The sequence below is a fragment of the Neorhizobium puerariae genome, from assembly GCF_042429745.1.
Lineage (GTDB): Bacteria > Pseudomonadota > Alphaproteobacteria > Rhizobiales > Rhizobiaceae > Neorhizobium > Neorhizobium puerariae.
On record NZ_JBHMAA010000019.1, the window covers coordinates 37,729 to 64,700 of the forward strand.

The following is a 26,972-nucleotide window of genomic DNA, read 5'->3' on the forward strand; positions in this document are numbered from 1 at the left end:
CATCATGATCGGCCCCCGCACGCGCATGATCCTTCAGCGATTTCTGTCGGCCATTCCGGCCCTGGCAGGCGTGTTGGTGCTTATCTTTCTGCTGCTACGCGTGCTGCCGGGTGATCCGGCGGCACTTTTTGCCGCCTCGCCTTCCGCCACGGCAGCCGATGTCACCGAATTGAGGCAGCAGTTGCGCCTCGACCGCCCCCTGCCCGAACAGCTCGGGCTTTATCTCTGGGATATGACGCGCGGTGATTTCGGCCGGTCATTGATGACGGGTCGGGCTGTTGCTGACGACCTGTGGGACAGGCTGCCCGCGACGCTGGAACTGGTGTCGCTCAGCTTCGTCGTGTCTCTCGTCACCGCACTTGCGCTTGGGATAACCGCAGCACTCCGCCCGGATTCGCTGATCGACCACGGGGTTCGAATTCTTTGTACGATATGGGTGACGCTGCCCGCATTCGTCACCGGGTTGCTGCTCGTCTTTGTCTTCTATTATCTCGCCGGCTGGGCACCCGCGCCAACGGGGCGTCTCGATCTATTTGCAATTGTTCCGCCGACCGTGACCGGGTTCATCCTGATCGATACGCTCCTAGTTCGAGACCTCGAGACATTCGTGTCGGCAGTGAGCCAGCTTGTCCTGCCTATCCTGACCCTGACCATCGCCACGGTTCCTCCACTTGCCCGCGTCACCCGCGCATCGATGATTTCCGCGATGAGCAGCGATTTCATCCGCACGGCCCGCGCACTCGGCCTGCCCCGCCGCCAGATCGTCCTGACCTATGGATTGCGCAACGCGATCCTACCTGTCCTGACCATTCTCGGCACCACCGTCGCCGGTCTGCTTGGTGGCAGCATTGTCGTGGAGAAGGTCTTCGCCTGGCCGGGTATTTCCGCCTACGCCATGGATGCGCTGCTCAGCAGCGATTACGCGCCGGTGCAGGGCTTCGTCGTTCTGGTCTGCGGCGTCTATCTGTTCGTCAATCTTCTCATCGACATCCTGTCGGGACTGAGCGACCCGCGAGTATCGCTGTCATGACCGATATTCTCGACACGCCGACAATACGCAGCCCCCGCATCGGCCCGACGCTTCTTCTTGCCGGATCGGGCACGGCCATCCTGATTGCCGTGGCGCTGTTCGGTCCGCTCATCGCCCCTCACGACCCGTTGCAGTCCAATGTGCAGAACGCGCTTGCCACGCCGGACTGGCGGCACTGGGCCGGGACGGATCAGGTCGGCCGCGATGTGCTCTCGCGCCTCCTGGTTGCCACGCGGCTCGATATCTTCATTGCCGTTGTCTCGGTGCTCCTCTCCTTTGCGATCGGTGCCGTGATCGGCGCCTTTGCCGGTTATCTCGGCGGTTGGCCGGACAGGCTGGTCAGCCGCGCCGTCGACATGCTGATGGCGTTTCCGCTTTTCGTTCTGGCCATGGCGCTGATCGCGGTCGTCGGAACCGGCGTCATGAACATCGTTTATGCGACAGCCCTGATCAACCTGCCCTTTTACATCCGGGTCGCCCGTGCCGAGGTCAATGCGCGGCGTGGCGCTGGCTGGGTGGAAGCGGCGCGGCTGGCCGGTAACGGCCATGTCCGCATCATCCTGCTCCTGATCCTGCCGAACGTGCTTCCGGTCATAATGGTGCAGATCTCCATCAATCTTGGCTGGGCAATCCTCAATGCCGCCGCCCTTTCCTTCCTCGGCCTCGGTGTTCAGCCGCCGACGCCGGAATGGGGCATCATGGTTGCCGACGGCGCGCAATACATCACCAGCGGCAAATGGTGGCTTGTCGCCTTTCCGGGTCTCGCGCTGATGTTCGCCGTCTTCTGCTTCAATCTTCTGGGTGATGCCCTGCGAGACGTTTTCGATCCGAGGAAACGCCGATGAGCGATATTCTCCTTTCCATCGAGAACCTGACTGTCTCCTTCGCAACGCATCACGGTGTCAGCACCGGCCTCAACGGTGTGAACCTCTCCTTGAGACGCGGCGAAAAGCTTGCTGTCGTCGGCGAAAGCGGCTCGGGCAAGACGACGACGGCAATGGCTGCTCTCGGCCTTCTGCCGCAAAACGCAAGGATAATGGGCGGAACGATACGGCTGGACGGCGCCGAGATCGCCGGTGCATCCGAACAGCGATTGCGGCAGATCCGCGGTGTCCAGATCTCTGCGGTTTTCCAGAATGCCCGCGCATCACTCAATCCCGTTCGCCCGATCGGCCGCCAGATCGAGGATGTCATCCGCGCCCATCGCAGGACGAGCCGCAAGCTTGCGAGGGCGCAGGCGCTGGAGCTGCTCGAAGACGTGAAATTCAACGATCCGGCGCGCGCCCTGACTGCCTTCCCCCATGAGCTTTCGGGCGGCATGTGCCAGCGCGCGATGATCGCCATGGCGATCGCCTGCGAGCCGAAGCTGCTGATCGCCGACGAACCGACGACGGGTCTCGACGTGACGACGCAGAAGGCCGTCATGGACCTTCTCGACGACATCGTCCGCTCCCGCGATATGTCGCTGCTTCTCATCACTCACGATCTGGCGCTTGCATCGCGATATTGCGACCGCATCACCGTGATGCGCTGTGGAAAGGTCGTCGAAACCGCGGCGACCGAAAACATCTTTTCTGCGCCAAGCGAGAGCTATACCCGTACGCTGATTGAAGCAACGCCGCGCCTGCAAATTGTGAACGTTCGGCAACGTGGCACCGAACCGTTACTGGTGGTGCGGGACCTTCAGAAGTCTTTCGCCGGGCGGGCCGTGGTCAAGGGTGTCTCCTTCTCCCTTTCGACGAATGAAAGTGTCGGGCTGGTGGGAGAGTCGGGATCAGGCAAAAGTACGATTGCCCGCATGGTGTCACGTCTTATCGATCCGAGTTCGGGTTCGATCGAGTTTTCGGGCGAGCAAATCGGCGCAGTGCCGGCCCGGGCGTTTTACAGAAACCCCGTCAGACCCGCTATTCAGCTCGTGTTTCAGGATCCGACAGACAGTCTCGCCCCGCATCTTCCAGCCTTTGCCGCGATTGCCGATCCGCTGCAGAGATTGGAAAGGCTGAAAACCGATGCCCTGCGCCGGCGCGTCGAGACACTCGCCGATATGGTCGAATTGCCGCGTCAGCTTCTGCAAAGGCTGCCGCACCAGCTTTCCGGCGGCCAGAAGGCGCGTGTCGGAATTGCCCGCGCGATCGCGGTCAACCCGCGCCTGCTCGTGCTCGACGAGCCGACTGCTTCGCTCGATGTTTCCATCCAGGCGGTGATCCTCGCCCTGCTTGCACAACTCAGGAAAGAGCTCTCCATGAGCTTCCTGTTCATCAGCCATGATCTCAACGTCGTAAGCTCGATCTGCGACCGGACCATCGTTCTTAAGGCCGGACAGATCGTCGAGGCTGGCGAGAGCGTGCAGATCTTCGCCCGCCCATCCCATCCCTTTACCCGCCAGCTTCTGGAGGCCGTGCCCCAGCCGCCGGCGCCCTTTGCGGACGCGATTGCTCCAAGGAGACGACATGACTAAGCGCAAGGATCAGATCAAGCTCGGTGCATTCCTGCTTTATACGGGCCACCATGTCGCGGCATGGCGCCATCAGGATTCCATGCAGAACACCGAGCTTGAAGACTATATAGAGCTTGCGCGGATCGCAGAAGCGGCAAAGTTTGACGCGATCTTTCTCGCGGATGGACTGGAAGTGCGCCTCGAAAATCTAGATGCCGCGAGCCGCAAGGCGCATACTGGCCTTCTTCCATTTGAACCTATTACCCTTTTGTCTGCCCTCGCGGCGACAACAACCAACATTGGCCTCATTGCGACCGCCTCGGCAAGTTTTACGGAGCCGTTCAATCTCGCCCGGCAGTTCGCTTCGTTGGACCGCCTCAGCAAGGGACGCGCTGGCTGGAATCTCGTCACCTCGCCTGATCCCGGCGCAGGACTGAACTTTGGACGCGAAAACCAGATCGCACACCGAGATCGTTATGCCATGGCCGAGGAGTTCGCCGACGTCGTTTTGGGTCTTTGGAATAGCTGGGAAGACGACGCCTTTATCCGCGATCGCGAAAACGGTCGGTACTTCGACCCGGGCAAGCTTCACGTCCTTAATCATCAAGGCCGGTACTTTCAGGTCAAGGGGCCTCTCAACGTTCCACGCTCTCCGCAGGGTCACCCTGTTCTAGTTCAAGCCGGTGCTTCCGATCCCGGGCGCGAGCTTGCCGCTCGTACCGCGGAAGTCGTCTTTGCGGCCCAGATCACGCTTGAGGAGGCAACGACCTATTACGCCGACGTGAAGAGCCGCATGCCAACCTATGGCCGGTCCCCGGATGATCTGAAGATCATGCCCGGCATTTTTCCCGTCGTCGGCCGCAGCGAAGCGGAAGCGCAGGACAAGTTCGAGGCGCTGCAGGAGAAGATCCATCCAGAGGTCGGCGTGGATACCCTGTCCCGTTTTTCCGGCGGTTTCGACGTGTCCGGTCACCCGCTCGACGGACCCTTCCCGGATTTTCCCGAGACCAATGGCACGAAAAGCAGACAGAGGCTGGTGGTCGATCTTGCCCGCCGCGAAAATCTTACCATCCGCCAACTTTACCTGCGCATCGCCGGAGCTCGCGGCCACTGGCAGGTCGTCGGCACGCCGGAACATATCGCCGATGTGCTCGAGGAGCGTTTCGACAATTACGGCGCCGACGGTTTCAACGTCATGCCGCCGATTATGCCGGGCGGCCTCAGGGATTTTGCCGAACTCGTCATCCCGGAATTACAACGCCGTGGACGTTTCCGCACAGATTATGAGGGCCGCACGCTACGTGAAAATCTCGGGCTGAAGCATCCGGGCGGGCCGCCCAAGGCCGAAGCGCCGGCCTCGATCAGGTCTGAAAGTCTCACCGGCTAATGGCGACAAGAAAAGCACATGAATACCGGCCGACTGTTAAAGGCCGGCAAGCTCGCCGGCCGCATCTGTAGGACAGATCGCGGCAAAGGCATTCTTTCCACAGATCCGGTCCGCGCCGTCATCGGCAAGGCGCGGTCGATTCACCGGCATGAGAGGTAGAGCATGTACACCCTGAGCATTCTGGACAAGAGCCCTATCCCGCCCGGCAAAGATGCGCTGTCGGCCCTTTCTGGCACGGTTCGTCTAGCCAAGCGCGCGGATGAACTGGGTTATCACCGCTTCTGGGTGGCCGAACACCATGGCTCCGAAGAGCTTGCCAGCTCCGCCCCCGAAGTCCTGATTTCATGGATCCTCGCTAAAACGTCGCGTATCCGTGTCGGCTCCGGCGGGGTGATGTTGCAGCACTACAGCCCCTACAAGGTCGCCGAGGTGTTCAATGTCCTTTCTTGCCTTGCCCCTGACCGGATAGATCTTGGAGTCGGAAAAACACCGGGCGGTCTGCCGCGCTCGACGGAAGCCCTCCAAGTCTATTACAAGGGCAAACCCGGCTTTACCGAACAGCTGGGAGAGCTCAACCGCTTCCTCGACGCAGCCCAGAGCCAGGAGCGCGGTGACACCGCATTCGCCGGACCGTGTCCCAAGATTGGCGCCGAACGGTTCCTGCTCGGTGCGAGCCCGGAGAGTGCGCAGATCGCGGCCGATTTCGGCTGGAACTTCGTGTTTGCAGGCCATCTCAACGGTGACGAGGACAATCTGAAGCGCAGCCTCGATCTTTACCGGCAGGCAAGCGGCGGCAGATCTCCCGTGGTGGCGCTGGCCGTCTACGCGGCCGAAAACGCGAAACTGGCGGCTGCCAGGGTCGCGGAACTGAAGATCTTCAAGATCACGCTCGAAACTGGCCAGTCTCAGCTGGTCGGCAGTCTTGACAGGGCAAAGGAATTCGCGCGTCAGGCCGGCGTCGAGGATTATAAAGTGGAAGAGCGGATCCCGGCGGTTCTGTATGGCACGCCTGCGACCATTCGCGCCGAACTGGGCAGACTGTCCGCAACCTACGGGATCGAGGAATTTGTACTCGATCCTCCGGTCGTCGATGCACAGGAGCGGCTCGCCTGCATAGAATTGCTGGCACCCAAAGGCGTCACACTGGCCGCCTGAGCGGCACCCTTCCCACATACTCTCTTCCCACGGATCGGACCGCAGATGTCGCAGCCTTATGTCACCCTCAACAACGGCGTCGCCATGCCGGCTCTCGGTTTCGGCATATTGAACCGCGACCGGCCGTACCTGACTGTCGACGCTGTGCGGCAGGCGCTGGAAACCGGCTACAGACTGGTCGATACGGCCGCCAATTACAATAACGAGCGCGAGGTCGGAGAGGCGATCAGGAGTTCGGGCATCGATCGTTCCGAGGTTTTCCTCACCACCAAGCTGTGGATCGGCCATTACGGTTACGAAGAAGCACTCAACGGATTTTCGGGGAGCTTGCGCCGCCTCGGCCTCGACTATGTAGATCTTTACCTACTTCACTGGCCTTATCCGTTGAATTTCGAAGCGACGCTGGCCTCGTACAAGGCTGCGGAAAAGCTGCTGGCCGATGGCCGCGTCCGGGCGATCGGCGTGTCGAATTTCAAGCCGGAGCATATCGAAAGGCTGCTGGAGCATGCCGGCACCGTTCCGGCGGTAAACCAGATCGAGCTTCATCCCTTCTTTGCCCAGAAGGAGGCAAGAAAAACGAATCTGCGTCATGGCATTGTTACGGAAGCCTGGGCTCCGCTTGGAAACATCGTCGCAAGAAACCCGGTTAACGCGACGCCCGGCCCTCTGGATCATCCGCTTATCGCCGAAATCGGCAAGGTGCATGGTCGAACCAATGGACAGATCATCCTGCGCTGGCATCTGGAAAAGGGCGTCGTGGCAATCCCCAAATCCGTGACGCCGGAGCGTATTCGGTCGAATTTCGACATCTTTGATTTCAAGCTGTCGGTCGAGGAGCTAGAAGCGCTCGACGCGCTCGACACTGGCAGCCGCTTCAGCCGCGATCCCGAAATCGTTGATGTCGAGACGTTCCCGATCAAGGTGATCGACTGACTGAGTTGCACGCCCCGCCATACATGACAGGCATGAGGTCAGGCGCAGGCTGCCGCTGCGGTGGTAATCTTCCATCACCACGCGTTCGATAGTCAAAAGTTAAAGTCGGCCGGCGGGAGGTGCAGCTTAGAGCGCCATCCAACACGGTTCAAATGCGAAGTGGCGTCTGTGTTTAGGCAAGCTGGCTTGCCAGAATGAACTTGTAACGTTCGGGACGAATGTAGAATTCCGACTTTTCCGCACGGGCCCCGCTGTCGAAAAATGAGGCACGTTCCATCACCAGCAGAAAAGCGCCGGCCTCGACCCACAATGGTCCAGCAATCGCCGCGTCGACAACCTTGGCACCGATTTCAATCTCGGCGCTGATGATCTTTTCTTCCGATTGCGCATCGACAAGGGCATAGGTCGGATTTCTCTCAATCACCTCAACGTCCAGCGTCGAAATGAATTGGGGCAGGAAACTACGGCCAAGTGCGACCGGCTCGTTCGAAACTAGATGCAGCCTGATCAACCGTGTGCACCTTGGCCCAAAATGCGGGATAAGCGAAGTCGGAGTATCAATGGCTTGGACATCGATCATCCGCATCGTCGCATCCAGCCCCTGGATCTTCAAGGATTCATGAAAGCTGCGAAGCGTATCGATCCGGTGTCTGACCTGTTTGCCAACCACAAACGTGCCTTTTCCCTTCCGTCGCTCAATCAACCCCTCGTTTTCGAGGTCATCAAGTGCGAGACGAACGGTCACGCGACTGACCGCGAATTGCTCCATGATCTGCGCCTCCGAGGGAAGCCGGCCCGTCGGCTCGTAGGATCCCTGTGCAATGTTGTGGCGAAGATGGTCAGCGATCTGTTTGTAGAGCGAGACGGGATTATTACGAAGGAGCTGCATTCACATGCCGATGGGTAAAATTAAGCTAGCAACCAGCCTGGCTCGGGAATTCCATTCTCCCCAATCCCAGAAAAGGGACGAACTCAGCGTTGGGTAACTTGTATTATAATGTATTATCATCGTAAGTCCATGTTCAACGGGTCATTCCCCTCATGCATCCAGACCTGCTGGTACAATCTTTATCCAGATCGTCCTTCACGGCGGATAGCATCACCTTTGCTTATGATGGCAGAGTTGGACCAGTCTTTCAAAACTTCTCACTTCACACACAGCCAGAAGAGTTCGTCGCCATCCTTGGCCCATCCGGATGCGGCAAATCCACACTTCTCAACCTGTTATCAGGCTTCCTCACGCCGCAGAAGGGGACGATCGAGATCAATGGATCAGCTGTATATCCTGAACACCCGGCTCTTGGTTATGTCTTTCAGTCACCCAATCTGTTTCCATGGCTAAGCGTTCTGGAAAACGTTCGCTTCGGCCTTCGTATGGCCGCGAAGCTGTCAAACGGGCAACAATACCAGACAGCGAAGACATTCTTGGACTTGGTTGGTCTTGCTGATCACGCCAACGCCTTTCCGCATCGCTTGTCAGGCGGGCAACGGCAAAGAGTTGCCCTGGCGAGATCGCTCGTGATGAACCCGGCCCTGCTTTTGATGGATGAGCCTTTCTCAGCGCTGGATGCGATAACGCGCGCGACGCTAAACGATGAAGTTCTTCGCCTCTGGTCGACACTTGGGCAGTCAGTCCTCTTCATCACCCATGATATCGATGAGGCCATTTACCTCGCCGATCGGATTATCGTCCTGGGACTGGCTCCCGAGGGCATCCGTGCTGAGGTCAAGGTCGGGCTCCCGCGCCCGAGGCACCAGGTCGAAACCCGCGATGCCCCGCGGTTTCACGCGCTAAGGCGGCAACTCTCGCAGGAGATCGCCAACGCTCAATCCAAAACACAGTTCTGACTTTCCAGGAGTCCTGCCCATGAAAGCTATCCTTACTAGCCTAATTCTGACCGCTCTTGCCTCCTCCGGCCATGCCGAAGAAGCTGCACATCACCTGAGGATCGGCTGGGTGCAGGCCATGGCAAACGCGCCCGCAATCATCGCTGAGGAAAAAGGGTTCTATAAATCCGAAGGCCTAGATGTGGAATTGAAGGGTTTCGGAGACGGTCCGGTCATCCAACAGGCGGTGGCGAGCGGCGAGATTGATGTGGCCTATATCGGTGCGCCCCCGGTCTATCAATGGGCAGCGCGCGGCCTCAAAGCGAAGATCATCGCCAAAGTGAACTATGGCCAGGCCGCTCTGATCGCCAAGGCGGAAGGCCCAATCACGTCGCTCAGTGATATCAAGGGAAAGACTATCGCTAGCGTCAGCCGTGGTAGCGGCATGGATGTTCTCCTTAGAGGCTTTGTCCTGAAGGAGAAAGCACGATTCGATCCGGACAGCGACGTGACTATTTCTCAGATGCCGGTCGGCAACATGAACGCCGCTCTCGACACGGGTCTCGTCGATGCGGCGTTCCTCTGGGAGCCGTTTATCAGCCAGTCGTTGCTGCGCGGAACCGGAAAGGTCGTTCTCGACGTCAACAAGGAACTGCCCGAATATCCATGGTATGTCATAGCGGCACCAGAAAAGACTTTGGAAACGCGTAGATCAGACCTGGAAAGGCTGCTGCGTGCACACGCCAAGGCAATTGCGTTTCTGAATGAGCAGCCCGATGAAGCAAATCAGATTATAGCAAAAGCGTTCAACCTGGAGGCCATCAAGGCAAAGGACGGCTCGGAAGTCCAGCCGGCTGTGATCGTCGCGGAGGCAAGAAAGAGACTTGGATGGTCGGCTCAGATTTCGTCTTCCGATCGTGCCTTCATCCAAAAGCTGATCGATTACTCTGTCTCTCTCGGCTTTTTGAATGCCAAAATCGACGTCTCTGAGGTTGTCGACGATACGATCGCCAAGAGTGCCGGTCTTCAAAACTAATGTCACCTCTCCCATCCAAAGAGCGCCAGCGCCTGTTCAAACCAAACTGGGGTTGGGCATCGCTTCCCGCCCTCCTCTTCGTGTGGATGCTTGCGGCCAATCGCGTGCCCTCCTACGTGCTACCGCAGCCTTGGGAGGTTCTGCAGGAGGCAGAGGCATGGATCCGGTCCGGTAAACTATGGCCTCACTTGCTAGCGAGCGTCCTTCGCGAATTCGGCGGTTTTGGCGCTGCAACGTTGATAGCCACTCTCCTTGGTCTTGCGACCGGACGATGGCGATCATTTCGTGAGTTCGCTCAACCGCTGATCAGCCTCTTCATGTCGATACCGCCCATCGCATGGGCACCCCTATCGCTGATCTTCTTCGGAATTGGATATCTTTCGATCGCCGCCGTCATCTTTGTCGCCTCCGTTTTTCCGATGATCGTCACCATTCAAGACGGTGTTCTTGCTATGCGGGATGGCGAGATTCGTGCGGCGCGCATGTTGGGGACCCGGCCGATCCAGCTATTCGCGCATGTTTACCTACCAGCCTCGCTCCCGTTTCTGACGTCAGCCCTCAGGATCGGCTTTGCTCAGGCATGGAGAGCGCTTGTGGCTGCAGAAATGATCGGAGCTTCGCAGGGCATCGGTTGGATGGTGGCGATGGGCGGCCAGGTTGGCAATGCCAGCCAGGTCCTACTCGGCATTGCGCTCATCGGCTTCATCGCCTGGCTCATGGAAGGCCTGGTGTTTCAACGCATCGAACGACAATACGCGCAGTGGCGCGGCCAATAATAGGATCACGAATATGACAGTTCCCCAATCCCCTTCTCTGCCGGGGACGCCGCGCGCGCCTGCGGGATATGTCGACTATCTCGATTCCCTGCCCTTCCTCGGTCGGTTGACCTGCAACAAAGGGGACCTTAAGGCCGGCGAGTGGACCGAGCTTGTGCTGGTCTACGAGGTGGGTGCTGTTGGTCTTGCCGATGGCGCCTGGCTAAAGCTGGCGTTCAAGTTTTATTCCGACTGGGCCTTGTTTCAGACGAGCGACCCAAGCGCAGCCAACTTCGTGTCTGCAGAGTATCATGCCGGCCCCCTCGGTCCTGGCCAAACTCCCTCGAACGTTCAGGCGCTTAAGGTGCGCTTTGACCAGAAGGGCCATGAACGACCCTTTCAAAAAGCGGTTATCGTTGATGTCGTGGACGGGTACCTCAACCCCGGCGATCGGATCGTCATCCGGCTTGGTGACCGCCGCCAGGGCGGCGCCGGTACGCGGGTCCAGACATTCGTCGAAAAAGCATTCCGCTTTCGGATGTTCATCGACCCACTGGGGAGCTCTAAATTCGCAGAAGTTCCGGGCGATTGCACTATCGATATTGGGCCAGGCGATGCCAGCGCCTTGAAGGTCATAGCGCCGCGACTTGTTGCGCTTTCTGACAGCTTCAATGTCCTCGTGCGCGTTGACGATGTCTGGGGAAACACTGATCGCGATCGGGAACGGCGCGGTAGGCTTGATTTAATATCGCCGAATGGCGTTGTTATCGCAAAGCCCCTGATTTTCGAGAAAACGGGCTGGTCTGTCGCGACGATAGCGAACACTAAGCTGGAAGAGACGGGCGAATGGCGTTTGGAGGCACACCTCGACAACGCTCCTGGCGTTCCCGCATGTATAGCGTATATCACCGCCGAGGAAGGCGTGAGCCGTCCGCTGTACGCCGACCTGCACGTCCACTCGGACGATACGGTTGGGACCAACGATGCCACCTACAATCTCACCTACGGCCGCGACGTCGCTGGCCTCGATATTGTCGGTTACACAGTCAACGACTTCAACATCACCGAAGAGAACTGGAACAAGGCCGTCGATATCATCCACGACTTAAACCAGGACAACCGCTTTGTCTGCTATCCAGGAACCGAATGGTGCGGCAACTCGGCTGCGGGAGGCGACCGCAATATCGTCTTCCTTCGCGACGGAAAGCCCCGCTTTCCCTTTGATCGTGACGGTCAATCGATGCGTTCCTTCGAATGGAATGAGAACACAAAGGGCACGATCCGACCGAGCCTGTGGCCTGTCGACCGACTATATCAAGCGTATGAAGACGATCCCGAAGGCCATCTGCTTATCCCGCACGTCGGTGGAAGACGCTGCAACCTCGCCTGGAGTCATCCCGAACTGGAGCGTCTGATCGAGATCACGTCTGCCTGGGGGCAATTCCATTGGCTCTACACTGACGCTCTTTCCCGTGGACACAGGGTTGGTGCATCGGCGGCAAGCGACGAGCATCAAGGACGATGCGGAGGCGGTGCGCCGGCGACTGGAACCTTCGGCTCGCGTGGCGGCCTGACAGGTGTCCTGGCCGATAGCTTTGATCGTGAAGGTGCTGGACGTGCCCTTAGAGCCAAGAGAACCTTTGCGACAACTGGCGAACGTAATTTTGCGCGCCTGGCATCCGGCGCAAATCTCATGGGCGAAGTCTTCAACGCAGACCCCAGCGTTCCCATCAGCTACCGGCTTCTCGGCAGCTCGGGCTGGGAGGAGGCAGTGTTATTCGACGGTGACAAGCCAGTTTGGCGCCGTGACCTGCACAAGGAAAACGGCTTTAGTGATCGGCGAGTGCGCGTGCGCATTGGCGGGGCCCGGATCAAGGACCGCTATCGCGCGGCCTATTGGAACGGTGAGATTTCCGTGATTGGGGCAGCCCTCCTGGATGTACAGAGCTTCGGCTTCGATCATCCTGAACAAACCGCATGGCGTAAGGGTCTAGGCACGCTTGGGTTTGCCTCGGCCACCCATGGCGATACGGATGCCATTGAGCTCACTTTATCTGATTTGAAGCAAGCGCAGTTCGCGATTTCGGCTGAACTATTCGGCTATACGAAAGTTGGCGATCCGTTGCAGCCACCGCCACACATTCATGCACCAAAGGTGTCGCTGAGCGCTACGGGAAAGCAATTGATAGAAGAGAGGGAAATCCTTGTCGAAATTCCCGGCGTAGAGCTCCGGATTATTTTGGAACGTGTATCTGATACGGCCCTACCCCGTGAGCTTTGCGGAGAGATATCGTTCGGCGAGCTCGCCTTGGCGCCCGGGAGAGAACATCCACTGTTTCTGACTGCTCGCGAGCGTGATCAGTCGCGTGTTTGGACATCGCCGTTGTTCGCGACAGTGTGAGGGCAACATCTGCCATCCCACGGCGTCCTTGCCTTCCCGCCGCTTACGCCTAAATCAAGCAGTCCAACATCCACGGAGATAGTGTCATGGCGGAAGCAGACGGGAAACCTTGGGTGGTCAAGAAGCAGCATCGTGATCTACAATGTCGGCGGGGTGACCGTGCAGGACAAGTTCTTCGCCAACGAGGCTGATGCCGACGCCTACCTGCAGGAGCAGCAGGCCTTAATCGACGAAGGCAGGGATGCGTGACGCGTCTTCGAACAAAATGAGAGATGTTCATCTATGGCGGGTCTGTTAAAAACGACGCCGTCGAATGGAGTAGGCGTCATGGCTGTCACGAGTTTGGTCCCCGATGCGCTCTACTGGGCGCGTTCATCGAAGTACTTTGACGGCAGGGTTACGGTGGTCCAGGTTTCTACCGTGTTCGGCGCGGAGCGCGACTACTGGACGTTGGCGCTCCTGGGCACTGACCAGCACGCCATGCCAGACGACTTCGAGATCCTCGCGCCTGCTGAACACCTGGCAGAATATCCGCTGCGTCAAGCAGCCGAGTAGCCGGCCAGGGTGCGGCGGCTTCGCAGGGACTCAACACACTCATTCCCGTAGCAGCAGGACTTTTCGCGACACGATTTCAACGTCGGGGTCGGCGAAAACGGACCGATCGGATCATCTGCGTCCGCAACTTCTTCGGCCCTACGCTCTTGAAGGGATCCGAACCTTTGACAAGTGATTTCGGCAGATGGAATCCAAGAAGAACAGCTACTTAGGCCGAAAGTCATCAGGATTAGGCTTTCCCGCTATTTGCGGACCGTCTGCTTCCGCAAGCGGCTTTTCAAGCTTCTGAAACCAAAAGAAAAACGCTACAGATCTCTCTCCACCAATACCACCGTCAATATTCTCTAAGGTTGCGTGATCGCCGAATACGCATCATGGGTCTACCGGCACCTTTGTGGCTGACCAGCGCAACGTCGTCCTCGTCGGCGGCACGGGAACCGGCAAGAGCCATCTGGCCATCGCGATTGCCCGTGCTCTCATCCGCAACAGCACACGTGGCCGCTTCTTCAACGTTGTCGATCTGGTCAATCGGTTGGAAACAGAAACGCGCAACGGCAAGCAAGGGCGGACGGCGGATCGACGCGCGGCGTCTGGATATTCGGCGCGGCAACCGGCTTGCCCTGTTCCTGCGCCCGCAGGATCGGGCGGCCAAGATCGCTGGGAAGCGCGGGACCGAATTTGGGGACATTGGTATAGTCTTTCGGCAGACCGGCAAGCCCATCGGCTAGTGTCTTGTTGTCGACGTTGTAGAGTTGCGTCGCCGACTGGTTGCCGCGGCGACTGGTGTCGAGCGCCCAGAACAGAGCACCGGCAATGGCGATGCCCGCCACGCCGCCGGCTCCGATCAGAATTTTCCGCGAAAGCCGCTAACGCGCGGCGGTTCTGGCCGCAGGCGCAATTGCGCCGTGAAATCGGGAGAATCCATCATCGGTCGCCCCCAGAGGAAAACAGCGACGTGCGCTTCGCCGTCGCCAGCGCCTTGCGTAGCCTTCGCGAACGCCGTCTCAATCGGTGGCGGCAAAGAGTGAAAGATAGCGCTCGCCGCTATCGGGAAATATAACCGCTATGGTTTTGCCATGGTTTTCCACGCGACGCGCCACCTCAATGGCGGCGGCGATCGCGGCCCCGGAAGAGGTTCCAACAAGAAAACCCTCCTCGCGTGCGACGATACTTGCCGCCTGCCGTGCCTGATCCGTCGTCAACGCGATCACTTCATCGATGACATGCTTGTTGTAATTCTCCGGGAGAAGGCTCTCCTCCACCTCCGTGACCTTATGTACGCCTTCGATCGTCAGCGCACCCGGGTTGTCCGGCGACGGCACTGAATCTTCGGTCGGCTCCGCTACCACGACCTTGATATCTGGATTCTTCTCCTTCAGGAAACGGCCGGCACCCGACAGCGTGCCCCCTGTTCCGATGGTGCCGACGAGAATGTCGACCTTGCCGTCTGTGTCGGCCCAGATCTCCGGTCCCGTCGTCTCAAAATGGATTCGTGGGTTGGCTTCGTTCGAGCGCTGTCCGCTGTAAAATGCGCCGGGGTTTTCCGCCCTTATGCGTTCAATGATGCGATGGATGGCGTCGGGCTGAAACAGTTCCTCATTCTCGATAAGTTCGATTTCGGAGCCGAACTGACGGAGGATGTCGAGCTTGTCCTTGCCGATTGTATTTCTGAGATAGAATTTCGATCTGTATCCCCGCGCCGAGGCCACGGCGGCGAGCCCTATCCCGGTGTTGCCGCTGGTGAGATCGATAACGAGGTCGCCGGGCCGTATCTCGCCTTTTTCCTCCGCCTCACGGATGATGCCCCACGCTGTTCGATCCTTGATACTGCCGGCGGGGTTGAGATATTCGAGCTTGGCGAGAAGCCTGGATTGCAAATCGTACTTCTTTCCAATCCTGCCGAGGTGGACCAAGGGCGTGTTCCCGACAAGTTCCGTGAAATCGTTATAGATCTTTCCCATTTTCAACCTCTGTAGCTATTCATTTAGAAGTGGATGCTGAGTTGGCATGACAGCCGGAACGGACCGGCGGATCATCTGCTGCTCGTCAAGCCGGATGGATGTAGCCGACATTTTCAGAAACCCGGATATGGGTGCCCCATTCGGTGGAATAGTCCTGCATCCTTCGAAGGATATCGGCGGCGTGCTCGTCTGGCGCGAGGCGGGGCAAGCCGCGCTGTGAGCGTCGTTCGTGGTAGTTCCACACCGGGTGAAGACGGATTTCTACCAGACGCGGCCCCTCGAACACGACTTCTGCCAACAGCGCCTCGAACCACTTCATATAGGCCTCGCCGGTGCGGCCCGCGATCACTTTATCACTGGCGGTGCGGCCTGTACGCAGGCTGTCGCGGAAGTCGAGCGCATCCTGCGGGGTTGCATCATGGCCAAGCCCTGCGCGCTCATAGAACTCGGCGGGGAAGCGCTTGATCGTCTCACTCTGGTAGAAGAAGTTTCCGAGGCTATAGAAGATCGGCCGCCCCTTGTAGATCTCGACGCCCTGCAGAACATGCGGGCCATCGCCAAGAATCACGTCAGCGCCGGCATCGATAAAACTGCGGCAAAGCGTCTGGATGCGATCAGCCGCCCGGTGACCTGTCTTGGTGCTTTGGTGAATGTGGATCAGGACATAATCGGCGGCGCGCCGGGCTTCGGAAATGGCGCGTATGTTGCGCTCGAAATCCGCCTGCCGCGCCGTGTGGATGGCCTGAGAGCGCTCCGCCTCAACGAAAAGCTGGTCAAAGGAAATGATGCGGTCGCCCTTGACCCGGTTGGCAAGGCCGAAGTCCTGCATTGCCGATTTTAGACTGGCGAAGGCTGCGGTATCCAACTCGTAACGAGTATCGAAATGAAAGGCGTTGATGCCTGGGCGGCCCTGCATGTCCGGCCTCTGTTCGCCTGCCGGGCAATGGGGCGGAAAATCGGTGCAGAGCGAGATGAGCGCCACGCGGCCACGCGGCGTTTCGAAATAGGCGGGCCGGGTAGCTGCCGCAAGATTCATCCCCGCGCCGGCGTGGACAAAGCCTGCGGCATCGAGAATTTCGCCTTCCTCCTCCACCATTTCCGGGCCGAAATCCATGCCATGATTGTTGGAGCGGGCAATCATGTCGAAGCCCATCCAGCGCAGTTCTTCCGCCACGAAAGGATCGGCCTGTTGGTAGGATTGCCCATGGCCCATCGTATCGGTGGGCATGGGGTAGCCCTTGAAGGTGTGGACGCGGGTTTCGAGATTGGTCACCGATACGTCCGCATCGCGGATCAGATTGACCAACCCGGTAAAAGGCGCGTCGTCATAGCTCGAATGCCTGCGGGTGCAGAGCGTTTCTCCCGCCAGCGCGAGAGTGATGGGGGATGCGGTGTCAGTCATGTTCTGTGTCCTTGTCATGGTTTCGCGCGAAATGGTGTGTTGCCGCTCATTGCCGGCTGAAGGCGCTCCAGAGAATTTGCAGGGCGAGCAGCGTCATCACGATTCGGAAAGCCAGGCGGAACAGCTGCTCCGGCAAATTGTCGAGCGCCATGGTGCCGGCCAGCGTGCCGAGAACGCCGCTCACTATCATCGCCGCCAGCATGGGAAGCCATTGCATATAGGCGAAGCCGATCAGCCCGAAAACGAGGATTTTCAGGCCGTGTTGCAGCACCATGCAGGCGGCATGGCTGGCAATCAGCGGCTGTTTCCTCAATCCGCGTGCGGAAAGAAGCGCCGCCACCAGCGGCCCGGTCGCACCAACGATCATTGTGGCGAAGCTGGTTAGCGTTCCACCGACCATGAAGAACAGGTGGCTCACGGCCTCCGGTTTCGGTTTCTTGCCGTAGACGGACCAGAGGATGAACAAAGCCATGGTCATCTTGGCGAGACTATCAGGAATGAAGGAAACCACCCATCCGCCGAGCGCGATGCCTATGATACTGCCGATCAGGAACCAGAGAACGAGCCGCCAGACGATATGGCGGAACTGGATGACGCTTCGGCCAAAATTCGAGCCGAGCTGAACAATGCCATGAACAGGCAGAAGACTGGCAATAGGCATACCCGTCGCCATCAGCGCGAGCATGGCTACGCCCCCGCCAAGGCCAAGGGCGGCAGTGAGGGCTGAGGTGCAAAAACTGGCGGCAACGAGGAGTGCTGCAAACCACGGGCTGATTTCCGGGGGTAAGAAAAAATGGGTCACGTCTGTTCATCGAGCCTGCAAACGCTGTCGTCAGAGCAACGTTGCAGGGCGGGCTCCTTTTTTGATGATCCGAACGTTTTCATGCGGTGCTGGCAAACCGCTCTGGCCGGAATGGCGCAAGCAGGGGATGGCGCTCGTCAGTTGCGATCTCGTAGGCAAGCAATTCGCCCGCAATCAGCCCGAGGGTTGCTCCGCTGTGGCTGAATGCGACATAGTAACCCGATGTGGACTGCAATTCGCCGAACACGGGTTCGCCATCACCCGGTATGGGTTTTGCCCCCACGCCATGGCTTTCGACTTCAAGTACCGGGTTGCCTTCCAGCACCCTGGAAGCCTCGGCAAGGAGCGCAACCAACGTTTCGACGCGCACGTTCGGGGTGCCGTCTGCCCTGCGGGTCACTTCACTCGCCGCCCAGTCGGCATCCAGCACGAAAGCGCCGCCTGGAGCCGGCCGAATGGCAACGCGGGGCGTGTTGAGCACGGCGCGAAGCGGATGAGCAAGGGGCCTGGTGCGGATGAGAAGCCCCGTCGATGTGCGATCACCGATGAACTGGCCGGTGGTGGCTGCGACAGCTTTCGGCACGCCGGCGCCGGTTGCCAGCAATATGGCATCGGCTTCAAGCCACTTGCCGGACGCGGTTGCCGCGCCCTTTACCCTGTTGTTCTCGACGATTACGCTTGCCGTACCGTCCTGCGTGAGCAGGATGCCGCTGCGTCTGGTGAATTCCTCCAGCAGAACGCCTGCGAGCAGCGGCAAGTCCACCCAACCTTCACCTGCGTTGAAGATCGCGCCTTGCGGCGGGATCGTCGTGACATCCACGCCGGGCGTTACATCGCGCACAGCTTCAGCCTGAACATGCCGGGTGTCATAGCCGGTCGCGGTTTCATGGCGAAAAGCCTCTCCGATTTCGTTGTCGGCTTCCGCGTCCCAGGTCAGGCCGCCGTCGAAACGCAGCCATTCTGCGGCGGGAAAGCGGGAGGACAGCGTGCGATAACGGTCGATGCCGAGAACGCGGAGTTGGTGATATGCCGTCGAGCGCCGCCGCGCGGAATTAAGCCAGGACAGCGAGCGGCCCGATGCGCCATTCACGACTGGGCCGTCATTGACAAGAGTGACGCGAACACCCCGCCGGACGAGTTGTACGGCGGCGGAAATGCCAAAGATGCCAGCCCCGATGACGATGACGGTGGAAATGCTGTTGACGGTCATGGTTTCCTCGCCGCAAGCTTGAAAATGGCGAACGGGTGGACGGTCATGCGCATCAGGCTGCCTCCCGCCTTTGCCGTCGACCGGTAAGAACGTCGCCCGCTGTTTGTGGTAGCTTGAAGAACGAGATGCAGGATAGGGAGGTGATGGCCGCGATTGCCACGAATGTTGCGGCGAAAGTGCTTTCCGTCATCTCACCCCTGGTAGCGGCGAAGAAATTCAGCAATGCGGCGGCGATGGAAACGCCCAGTCCCTGCGAAACACGTTGCGCGACCTGCGAAAGCGTCGTGGAGTGGCTCATCTCCGCGTTTGTCACCTCGGCAAATGCCAGTGAATTGAGACTGGTGAATTGCAGGGCGCGGCAAACACCGCCCATGAAGATGATAGTTATCATCAGCGTCAGCGCGGTTTGATGCGTGAAGATGGCGCAAAGCGCGATGGACAGGCTGGAAAGCAGGGCATTCCAAAGGAGGACCGAACGGAAACCGAAGCGGTGTAGAATTCGGCGTGTCAGGGCGCGCATTCCGAAGGCGCCGATGGCGGAAACAAAGGTAATCGCCCCGGACTGGAACGGCGAATAGCCGAAAATTTCCTGCATCAGCAACGGCAGCAGAAAAGGCATGGCGCCGAAGCCGATGCGAAACAGCGTTCCGCCGAACACGGTAGCCTGGAAGCTGCGATAGCGAAAAAGGCCGAGGTTGAGAATGGGAGCAGGCCAGCGGAGCGCGTGCCGGACATAAAGCCCGAGGCAGGCTGCGCCGACCGCGAAAACCAGAGCAAGCGCCGGAAGGTCGATGTCACGGGATATGGAATCGAGGCCGAAAATGAGTGCGCCGATGCCGATGCCGGATAACGCGAAACCGCGAAAATCGAAAGACACATCGTTTTCCGGCGGAATCGGTTTTACGAGCAGCAACGTCATGACCACGGAAATGATGCCGACCGGCAGGTTGATCCAAAAAATGCCGCGCCACGAGCCGACATCGGTGATGAAGCCCCCCACCAGCGGACCCACTACCGGGCCTATGACGGCGGGCATACTCATGAGCGCCATGGCGGCAACCAGTTCCGAACGCGGCACGAGGCGCACGAGAATAAGCCGGGCGGTGGGCAGCATCATCGCGGCACCGATGCCTTGTATGAGGCGGGCGACAATGAGCGTCACGAGGTCGAAGGAGAGGGCACAGGCAACGGAAGCAAGCGTGAAGATGATGACGGCGGCACAGAATACACGGCGCGCGCCCATCCGGTCCGCCACCCAGCCGCTCAGCGGCAGAAATACGCCGAGCGACAGAAGATAGGCGGTGATGACAGAATGCAGGCTGAGCGAGGAAAGGTTCATGCTGGCCGCCATCGACGGCAGCGCGGTGGCGACCGCCGTCGAATCGATCTGCTGCATGATGAGCGACGTTGCGACGATGAGCGGCACGATGCGGTGCGCCGTGCCAGTTAGCGCCGGTGCATCCTCCGTCTCGCTCTTCTTCGCCGAGCCCTTCATACCTCAAGCCCGTATCCGTTCGGGGCGTTTCAGGCCGAGATGTTCGCGCAACGTCGTTCCGGCATATTCCTGGCGGAACAGCCCGCGCCGCTGCAATTCCGGCACGACGAGATCAACGAATGCCTCGACCGATTCCGGGGCTACCGGCGGAATGAGGTTGAAGCCGTCTGCCGCACCGGTCAGAAACCATTCCTCGAAATCATCGGCGATATCGACATAGGACCCGACGATCAGGCGGTGTCCGCGTGAGGCGATTGCAACGCGGGCGAGTTGGCGTAATGTCAGCCCTTCCCGGCGGGCACGCTGTTCGAACAGTTTGCGGCGGCTGTGGCCGTCGCTGTGGCTGTTGCCATCGTAAACGGCGGGTGGCGGCGGTTCGTCCAGAGGGTAGGTCGAGAGATCGAAGCCCCAGCGCTGCGAAAGCTGGGCGATGCCCTGCGCGATGTCGCTGCTTTCCTCCAGGCGCTCCAGAATAGCCTGCGCCTCCTCACGGGTCTCGCCGACGATGGGCAGAACGCCGGCCAGAACCAGCGGCAGCTTTTCCCGGCCGACAAGGCGGGCGCGTTCACGCAGCCCCTCTGAGAAGGCACGAGCATCATCGATGTTATCCTGTGCCGTGAACACGATGTCGGCAATGTCCGCCGCGAGATTTTGGCCGTCATCGGAAGCGCCTGCCTGAATGATAACAGGGTGGCCCTGCGGCGGGCGCGGCACGTTGAGCGCGCCTTCGACGGCGAAATGCTTGCCGCGGTGATTAAGCTCGCGAATGCCGTCCGCAGCGATGTAATCGCCAGCGCTCTTGTCGCGAATGATGGCATCATCCGCCCAGGTGTCCCACAGCCCCTTGACCGTAGAAACGAATTCGCGCGCCCGGTCATAGCGTTCGGCATGGTCGGGTAGACGCTCGGCGCCGAAATTGCGTGCGGCGGCGTTCCATGTCGAGGTTACGACATTCCACGCGGCGCGGCCACGGCTGATGTGGTCGAGCGAGGCGAAGGAGCGGGCGATGTTGTACGGCTCTGAAAAGGTTGTCGTGGCCGTGCCGGCGACGCCGATATGCGTGGTCTGCACCGCGATTGCCGCCAGCGTGGTCAACGGTTCCAGATTGCCGGCGCGCTGGGTCGCGCCCGGTGTCGGTCCCACGAGACTGTCGGCCAGAAAGAAGAAATCGAACTTGCCGCGTTCGGCGATGCGAGCAAGCTGCGTCACATAGTTGATGTCGAGCGGATTGCCGGTAAATTCCGGGCGGCGCCAGGCGGCGACATGCCGGCCGAGCGGCTGGTTGAACAGGCCCAGATGCAATTGCCGGCGCTGGTTTCCGGCTGCGGTTTCGCTGGTCAAGAGAGACCTCCTTGTCGTGATTTCCAGGGTTCCACAACGTCCTCGCGAAACCGCGACTGGCGCGGATCCGGCACCATCATCGCGGACAGAAGCTGGCGGGTGTAAGGATGGGAAGGTTCGTCGAAAATCCGGTCGCGCGGGCCATATTCCACGATGCGGCCCTGCTGCATCACGGCCACATCGACGCTCATGGCATGAACGGATTCCAGCCCGTGGGCGATGTAGATGTAGGTCAGCCCGAATTCCCGCTGCAAACGCTTCAGAAGATCGAGAATCTGCGCCTGGATCGACACGTCGAGGGCGGAGACCGGCTCGTCGCAGACGATCAGCTTCGGGCGTGTTCCCAGAGCGCGCGCTATGCCGATGCGCTGGCGCTGCCCGCCTGAAAGCTCATGCGGCAGCCGGTCGCAAAATCCGGCCGGTAGGCCGACGGTTTCCAGAAGTTCAGCAGCCTTGTCCCGCACCTCTTTCGGCGCGATCAGCTTTTGCGAGATCAATGGTTCAGTCACTGTCTCGTCGATCCTCATGCGCGGGTCCAGCGAGCCGAACGGATCCTGGAAAATGATCTGTATGTCCTTGCGCAGACGGGCGAGCGACGCGCCGGTGGCGTTGGTCACATCACGGCCCTCGAAGAACACGCTGCCGCCATCTGAATCCGTCAGACGGGCGATGATGTGGCCAAGCGTGGACTTGCCGCTGCCGGACTCACCGACGACGCCGAGCGTTCTGCCGGCCTGCACGGAAAAGCTCACGTCACGCAACGCATCCACCGTGCTGCCCCGGTTGAACAACCGGCGCTCCGCCACATAGGTCTTGCGAAGACTTTCGATGCGCAGCAGTTCCTTCCCGTCATTGGCGGCGATACGGGGCGGTGCGTTCTTGTCGATGCGCGGCACGGCCGCCAGCAGCCTGCGCGTATAGGAATGCGACGGCGCGTCGAACAGGTTCAGCGTCGGCGCCTCTTCGCGCACGAAGCCATGTTCCATGACGACGACCCTGTCGGCCAACTGGGCGACGACGCCGAGATCGTGAGTAACGATGAGAATGCTGGTGTGCAGTTTGCGGGTAATGGAGACCATCAGTTCCAGAACCTGCGCCTGCACGGTGGCATCGAGTGCGGTTGTCGGTTCGTCGGCAATCAGCAGGCGTGGCGTGCCGGCCAGCGCGATGGCGATCATCACGCGCTGGCGCATTCCGCCGGAAAGCTGGTGCGGGTATTGCTCGGCCACTTCCGCAGCCCGTGCGATGCCGACGGCATCGAGCAGGTCCACCACGCGACCACCGATATTGCCACGGTGTTCCGGCGCATGAAGCTTGACCGCTTCGGCGATCTGGAAGCCGACGGTCAGGACCGGGTTGAGTGAACTCATCGGTTCCTGAAAAATCATGCCTGCCTGCCCGCCGCGCAACTGACGAAGCGTGCGGGTGGAGGCGCCGACCACATCGATACCATCCACCCGGATGCTGCCCGAAACGATCCTGGCGCCGCCGGGCAACAGGCCGAGTGTTGCAAGTGATGTCAGGGTCTTGCCACTTCCGGATTCGCCGACGAGCGCGACGATTTCTCGCTCCCTGACATTGAGCGAGGCGTTGTTAACGACCGGTTTGCCGCCGATGGCCGGAAAATCGATGGTAAGGCCATCGATTTCGAGCACGCTGCGTGGCTTGACAGGCGTTCCGGCCTCGCTTTCATGGGGATTGAATGTCTCGGTCATGGCAGCCTCGGGTCGAGATAGTCCCGCAGCCAGTCTCCAAGGAACATGATGCCGAGAACGGTGATGGTGATGGCAAGGCCGGGGAAGGTTGCGATCCACCAGCTTGTCGCCAGATATTGCCGGCCGTCACTCAACATCTGGCCCCAGGAGAGGTCGGGCGGCTGAATGCCGAGACCAAGGAAGCTCAGCGACGATTCCGCCAGGATGACCGAACCGACATTGAGGGTGGAAATGACCACGAAAGCCGAAAAGATGTTCGGAATGATGTGTCGGCGCAGAATTCGCGGCAGGCCGGCGCCTCCGGCGCGCGCGGCCTTCACATAGTCACGTTCGCGCACGCTCAACACTTCGCCACGCACAAGCTTGGTGTAGGAAACCCAGTTCGTTGCCCCGATGACCGCTATGAGCGGCCAGAGGCCGGAGCCGACCACAAGCACGATGACCAGCATGAACAGGATAGTCGGAATGGCCAGCATGGCATCCACCGTGCGCATGATGACGATGTCGATGATGCCGCCTGCGAACCCGGAAGCCAGCCCGAGCAGCAGGCCGACGACGGACGACAGCACGACTGCCGCAATTCCGACGACGAGCGAGATGCGAGCGCCGAACATGATGCGGCTCAGAATATCGCGGCCGTGCTGATCGGTTCCCAGCAGATAGCCGTCGCGGCCGCCTTCGACCCAGATGGGTGGGGTAAACCGGTGGGCGAGATGGCGTTGGCCCGGTTCGAATGGCGCAATATAAGGCGCGGCAACGGCGAGAATGATTGCGGTGAGAACGATAACCGCACCGATAAGGCCGACTTTGTGGGTCAGGAGCGACCGGAGCAGACGTTCTGCCCCGCTGCGTTTGATGGCGATGCCTGTCATCAGCGATACCTTATGCGCGGATCGAGGAGCGCGTAGAGAATGTCGGTGACGATGCTGAGCGCGAGCGCGAGCACGCCAATGACGAACACGGAAACCTGCACGACAGCCATGTCTTTGGTGTAGACGGCCTGCACCATGAGTTGCCCCAGCCCCGGCCAGGCAAATACGGTTTCCGTGACCAGTGCGCCGCCAAGCAGGCTGACGATGTTGAGCGAGACGATGGTGGTGACAGGCAGAAGCGCGTTGCGCAGCGCGTGGCGTGTCGTTACCAGAAATTCCGAAACGCCCTTGGCGCGGGCGGTACGGATGTAATCCTGATTCAGCGCATCCAGCATACTGGAGCGGATCATTTTGGCCATTTCCGCCGCAAGGCCCGTGCCGAGCGTAAGGGCGGGCAGCGTGAGATGCAGCAGGGTCCCTCGTCCGGAAACCGGCAACCATCGCAGCAGAACGCTGAACAGCAGAATGAGCATGATGCCGACCCAGAAATTCGGCATGGCCTTGCCGACCACCGAAAGTCCTGAGACGATGACATCGAACACGGAATTGCGGTAGCGGGCCGCGAGTATTCCGAGCGGGGTGGCGATGACCACCCCGACAAGAAGTGCACCGAACGTCAGTTCGAGCGTTGCCGGAATCCTTTCCAGCACGAGCGGCAGGGCCGAAGTGCCGTAGCGATAGGAAATTCCGAAATCGCCGGTGAAGATGTTCTTCATGTAGTGGTAGTATTGAACATACCATGGCTGATCGAGGCCGAGCGCCTCGGTCAGCCTTTGTCTTGCTTCAGCGGTGAACTCGTCTTCCGCCAGAAGCAGAACGACGGGATCACCGAGAAGATAGACGAGAATGAAGACGATCAGCGAGATCAGGTAGAGCACAGGCACGACCTGCCACAACGATCTCATGACGTGCCGCCACATCATTTCGAGTTGATTTCCTCGGCGATGAAGATTTCGTCGAAGCGCGGCGTATAGTCGATGGTGTCGCTGACGCCGAAATTCGCCTTCGGGTAATAGATGCCGATCTGCGCACGGTCATCGGCAACGATTTTTTGAACGTCGCGGATCAGCGCCGAACGAGCTTCCGGATCCGTTTCCGCCAATGCCTTTTTCTTCACATCTTCAAACTTGGCGTTGTTCCAGCCGATATGTTCTTTCCAGTCCCGGTCAAGAAAGGTCGATGCGTGAGTATAAGCGCCCATGCATCGGAAATAGAGTTCGCCGAACTTATCGGCGGCCTGCCGATCCTTATATACAGTCCAGTCAAGCACCTGGAGGTTGGTGCGGATGCCGACGTCTTCCAGATAGGCGGCGATGGTTTCACTGACTTCCTTGTCCTTGAGGTAGCGGCCATCCGTCGTTGCGAACTGAAGGCTGACGCCGTCCTTGAAGCCGGCTTCGGCCAGAAGTTCTCGGGCCTTCTTTGCGTCGTAACGGAAATCGGAATCCAGAGCCGGTTCGGAATTGGGGATTTCCGGCGGGAAGAAACCGCGTGAGGGAACGCCCAGACCGGCAACGATTTCCTTGACGATGGTGTCACGATCCAGCGCCAGATCGATGGCTTCACGCACCTTGGGGTTTGCCGTCACCCAGTCGCCGCTGGTGCGTACCATCAGAATGCAGTTGCGTGCGCTGTTGGATGCAACGGTGTGTGTCTTGCCGGTGGCGCGAATGCGCTGCTCGTCTTCCGGCGGAACGGCCGTTGCGATGTCGACGCCACCGGTGATCAGTTCTGCAACGCGGGTCGTGGTTTCCGGAATGGCGCGGAAGGTAACTTCCTTCCATTTCGGCTTGCCGCCCCACCAGTTGTCGCTGGCCACGAGCGTTACGCGATCCGCCTTCTTCCAGTCCTTGAGGCGGTAAGGTCCGGTCCCGACAGGGTTGCGGAAGAACGCATCGTCCGAGCCGGCGGCCTCGACGGCCTTTTTCGGCAGAATGTTGGGGCCGTTGCCGACGAAGCGAAGAAGAAGCTCCGGATCGGGACCATCGGTTTCGATCTGGATATTGTAGGGATCGATAACAGTAGCCGACGTGATCCTCTGGAACTTCAGATAGGAACGCAGCTTCGTATTGCCTTTCAGGCGATCGATGGTGAACTTCACGTCTTCCGCGGTGAAATGGTCGCCATTCTGCCAGTTCACGTCGTTGCGCAGGGTGAAGACCCAGGTCCTCGGCCCGGTCTGTTCCCAGGACTGGGCGAGGTTAGGCTTGAGCACCAGACGGCCGGTGGAATAGTCCGTCGCGATCAGCTGGTCATAAACATTGTTGAGGACTGCGCTCGTGGCTGTCGATCCGTGGTTGGACGGGTCGAGCGAGATGATGTCGCTGCCTGTTGCTATCGTCAGCGTGCGGCCGGCGTCCTCTGCGAAGGCGGGCTGGGTGAGAAGGAGCGCCGAAGCCACGGCAACCGTGGCTAGGAGCGGCCCCCTCAGGGCGTTGTTCTGCATTGATGGTCTCTCCATTAGGGGTCGAGCTGGCGCGGACCGTTTTCCAGGAAAAGGCCGCGCAATCGACGATTCGAATTCTTGCCGGTGGGCTTTCCCGTGATTGAGAGCGGAAAACCTTGCTTCGAACTTCGGTATTTTTCGTTCGTTGTTTAAGTCATTTATTTGCGTTTATTTGCGTTTATTTAAAAAATAATTTCAAATAAAAGCAAAAA

At 59.5% G+C, this 26,972-nt stretch carries 22 protein-coding genes and 2 pseudogenes; 12 read left to right on the forward strand and 12 right to left on the reverse strand.

Annotation, left to right across the window (positions count from 1 at the left end):
* Positions 1-4: 4 nt before the first annotated feature.
* From ACFFP0_RS17880 to ACFFP0_RS17905, 6 genes are all read left to right on the forward strand, one after another.
* Positions 5-1,030 carry an ABC transporter permease gene (locus ACFFP0_RS17880; RefSeq protein ID WP_377263370.1) on the forward strand — a complete coding sequence of 342 codons (1,026 nt, stop codon included), beginning with the start codon at positions 5-7 and terminating at the stop codon, positions 1,028-1,030.
* Complete coding sequence (locus ACFFP0_RS17885) at positions 1,027-1,875, forward strand: ABC transporter permease (protein ID WP_377263372.1); 849 nt, start codon at positions 1,027-1,029, stop codon at positions 1,873-1,875. The genes ACFFP0_RS17880 and ACFFP0_RS17885 overlap by 4 nt, the downstream gene beginning before the upstream one ends.
* Positions 1,872-3,488, forward strand: coding sequence for a nickel ABC transporter ATP-binding protein NikE (gene nikE / locus ACFFP0_RS17890; RefSeq protein WP_377263374.1), 1,617 nt, complete (start codon positions 1,872-1,874; stop codon positions 3,486-3,488). Before ACFFP0_RS17885 ends, nikE begins: the two co-directional genes overlap by 4 nt.
* A complete protein-coding gene (locus tag ACFFP0_RS17895; RefSeq protein ID WP_377263376.1) occupies positions 3,481-4,854 on the forward strand; it encodes an LLM class flavin-dependent oxidoreductase in 1,374 nt (457 codons plus the stop codon). Before nikE ends, ACFFP0_RS17895 begins: the two co-directional genes overlap by 8 nt.
* 162 nt (positions 4,855-5,016) lie before the next feature.
* Positions 5,017-6,009, forward strand: coding sequence for an MsnO8 family LLM class oxidoreductase (locus tag ACFFP0_RS17900; protein WP_377263378.1), 993 nt, complete (start codon positions 5,017-5,019; stop codon positions 6,007-6,009).
* A 45-nt stretch (positions 6,010-6,054) separates the two neighbouring features.
* Positions 6,055-6,942, forward strand: a complete 888-nt coding sequence (locus tag ACFFP0_RS17905) for an aldo/keto reductase (protein ID WP_377263380.1) — start codon at positions 6,055-6,057, stop codon at positions 6,940-6,942.
* Positions 6,943-7,114: 172 nt separating this feature from the next.
* On the opposite strand, the gene ACFFP0_RS17910 is transcribed toward ACFFP0_RS17905, so the two are convergent.
* Positions 7,115-7,831, reverse strand: coding sequence for a GntR family transcriptional regulator (locus ACFFP0_RS17910; RefSeq protein WP_377263382.1), 717 nt, complete (start codon positions 7,829-7,831; stop codon positions 7,115-7,117).
* A 152-nt stretch (positions 7,832-7,983) separates the two neighbouring features.
* On the opposite strand from ACFFP0_RS17910, the gene ACFFP0_RS17915 reads away from it, so the two are divergent.
* The 6 genes and pseudogenes from ACFFP0_RS17915 to ACFFP0_RS17940 all read left to right on the forward strand — a co-directional run.
* The gene (locus ACFFP0_RS17915; protein ID WP_377263384.1) at positions 7,984-8,790 is read left to right on the forward strand and encodes an ABC transporter ATP-binding protein; all 807 of its coding nucleotides are present in this window, start codon (positions 7,984-7,986) and stop codon (positions 8,788-8,790) included.
* 19 nt (positions 8,791-8,809) lie between these two features.
* Positions 8,810-9,805, forward strand: coding sequence for an ABC transporter substrate-binding protein (locus ACFFP0_RS17920; RefSeq protein ID WP_377263385.1), 996 nt, complete (start codon positions 8,810-8,812; stop codon positions 9,803-9,805).
* Between the two features lie 86 nt (positions 9,806-9,891).
* Positions 9,892-10,581: an ABC transporter permease gene (locus tag ACFFP0_RS17925; RefSeq protein ID WP_377263441.1), complete on the forward strand. Its 690-nt coding sequence runs from the start codon at positions 9,892-9,894 to the stop codon at positions 10,579-10,581.
* Positions 10,582-10,594: 13 nt separating this feature from the next.
* Positions 10,595-12,961 carry a CehA/McbA family metallohydrolase domain-containing protein gene (locus tag ACFFP0_RS17930; RefSeq protein ID WP_377263387.1) on the forward strand — a complete coding sequence of 789 codons (2,367 nt, stop codon included), beginning with the start codon at positions 10,595-10,597 and terminating at the stop codon, positions 12,959-12,961.
* Between the two features lie 327 nt (positions 12,962-13,288).
* Complete coding sequence (locus tag ACFFP0_RS17935; protein ID WP_377263389.1) at positions 13,289-13,516, forward strand: hypothetical protein; 228 nt, start codon at positions 13,289-13,291, stop codon at positions 13,514-13,516.
* A gap of 385 nt (positions 13,517-13,901) precedes the next feature.
* A pseudogene (locus tag ACFFP0_RS17940) lies at positions 13,902-14,102 on the forward strand (ATP-binding protein); the annotation flags it as partial.
* On the opposite strand, the pseudogene ACFFP0_RS17945 reads toward ACFFP0_RS17940, so the two are convergent.
* The 11 genes and pseudogenes from ACFFP0_RS17945 to ACFFP0_RS17995 all read right to left on the reverse strand — a co-directional run.
* Positions 14,089-14,444 (reverse strand): annotated as a pseudogene (locus tag ACFFP0_RS17945) (TrbI/VirB10 family protein); the annotation flags it as partial. The pseudogenes ACFFP0_RS17940 and ACFFP0_RS17945 overlap by 14 nt on opposite strands.
* Positions 14,445-14,520: 76 nt before the next feature.
* A complete protein-coding gene (locus ACFFP0_RS17950; RefSeq protein WP_377263391.1) occupies positions 14,521-15,477 on the reverse strand; it encodes a PLP-dependent cysteine synthase family protein in 957 nt (318 codons plus the stop codon).
* Between the two features lie 85 nt (positions 15,478-15,562).
* Positions 15,563-16,897 (reverse strand): CapA family protein, encoded by a 1,335-nt coding sequence (locus ACFFP0_RS17955; RefSeq protein ID WP_377263393.1) that lies wholly within the window; start codon positions 16,895-16,897, stop codon positions 15,563-15,565.
* Between the two features lie 28 nt (positions 16,898-16,925).
* Complete coding sequence (locus ACFFP0_RS17960; RefSeq protein WP_377263395.1) at positions 16,926-17,681, reverse strand: sulfite exporter TauE/SafE family protein; 756 nt, start codon at positions 17,679-17,681, stop codon at positions 16,926-16,928.
* 79 nt (positions 17,682-17,760) lie between these two features.
* Positions 17,761-18,891 (reverse strand): NAD(P)/FAD-dependent oxidoreductase, encoded by a 1,131-nt coding sequence (locus ACFFP0_RS17965; RefSeq protein ID WP_377263397.1) that lies wholly within the window; start codon positions 18,889-18,891, stop codon positions 17,761-17,763.
* A 52-nt stretch (positions 18,892-18,943) separates the two neighbouring features.
* Entirely contained in the window at positions 18,944-20,386 is a 1,443-nt protein-coding gene (locus ACFFP0_RS17970) for a DHA2 family efflux MFS transporter permease subunit (RefSeq protein ID WP_377263399.1), read from the reverse strand.
* A 3-nt stretch (positions 20,387-20,389) separates the two neighbouring features.
* Positions 20,390-21,727: an LLM class flavin-dependent oxidoreductase gene (locus tag ACFFP0_RS17975; protein WP_377263401.1), complete on the reverse strand. Its 1,338-nt coding sequence runs from the start codon at positions 21,725-21,727 to the stop codon at positions 20,390-20,392.
* Positions 21,724-23,442 (reverse strand): ABC transporter ATP-binding protein, encoded by a 1,719-nt coding sequence (locus ACFFP0_RS17980; RefSeq protein WP_377263403.1) that lies wholly within the window; start codon positions 23,440-23,442, stop codon positions 21,724-21,726. Before ACFFP0_RS17980 ends, ACFFP0_RS17975 begins: the two co-directional genes overlap by 4 nt.
* On the reverse strand, positions 23,439-24,314 hold the full coding sequence (locus tag ACFFP0_RS17985; protein ID WP_377263404.1) for an ABC transporter permease: 876 nt from the start codon (positions 24,312-24,314) through the stop codon (positions 23,439-23,441). The genes ACFFP0_RS17980 and ACFFP0_RS17985 overlap by 4 nt, the downstream gene beginning before the upstream one ends.
* A complete protein-coding gene (locus tag ACFFP0_RS17990; protein WP_377263406.1) occupies positions 24,314-25,237 on the reverse strand; it encodes an ABC transporter permease in 924 nt (307 codons plus the stop codon). The genes ACFFP0_RS17985 and ACFFP0_RS17990 overlap by 1 nt, the downstream gene beginning before the upstream one ends.
* Complete coding sequence (locus ACFFP0_RS17995; RefSeq protein ID WP_377263408.1) at positions 25,234-26,760, reverse strand: ABC transporter substrate-binding protein; 1,527 nt, start codon at positions 26,758-26,760, stop codon at positions 25,234-25,236. The genes ACFFP0_RS17990 and ACFFP0_RS17995 overlap by 4 nt, the downstream gene beginning before the upstream one ends.
* Positions 26,761-26,972 lie beyond the last annotated feature (212 nt).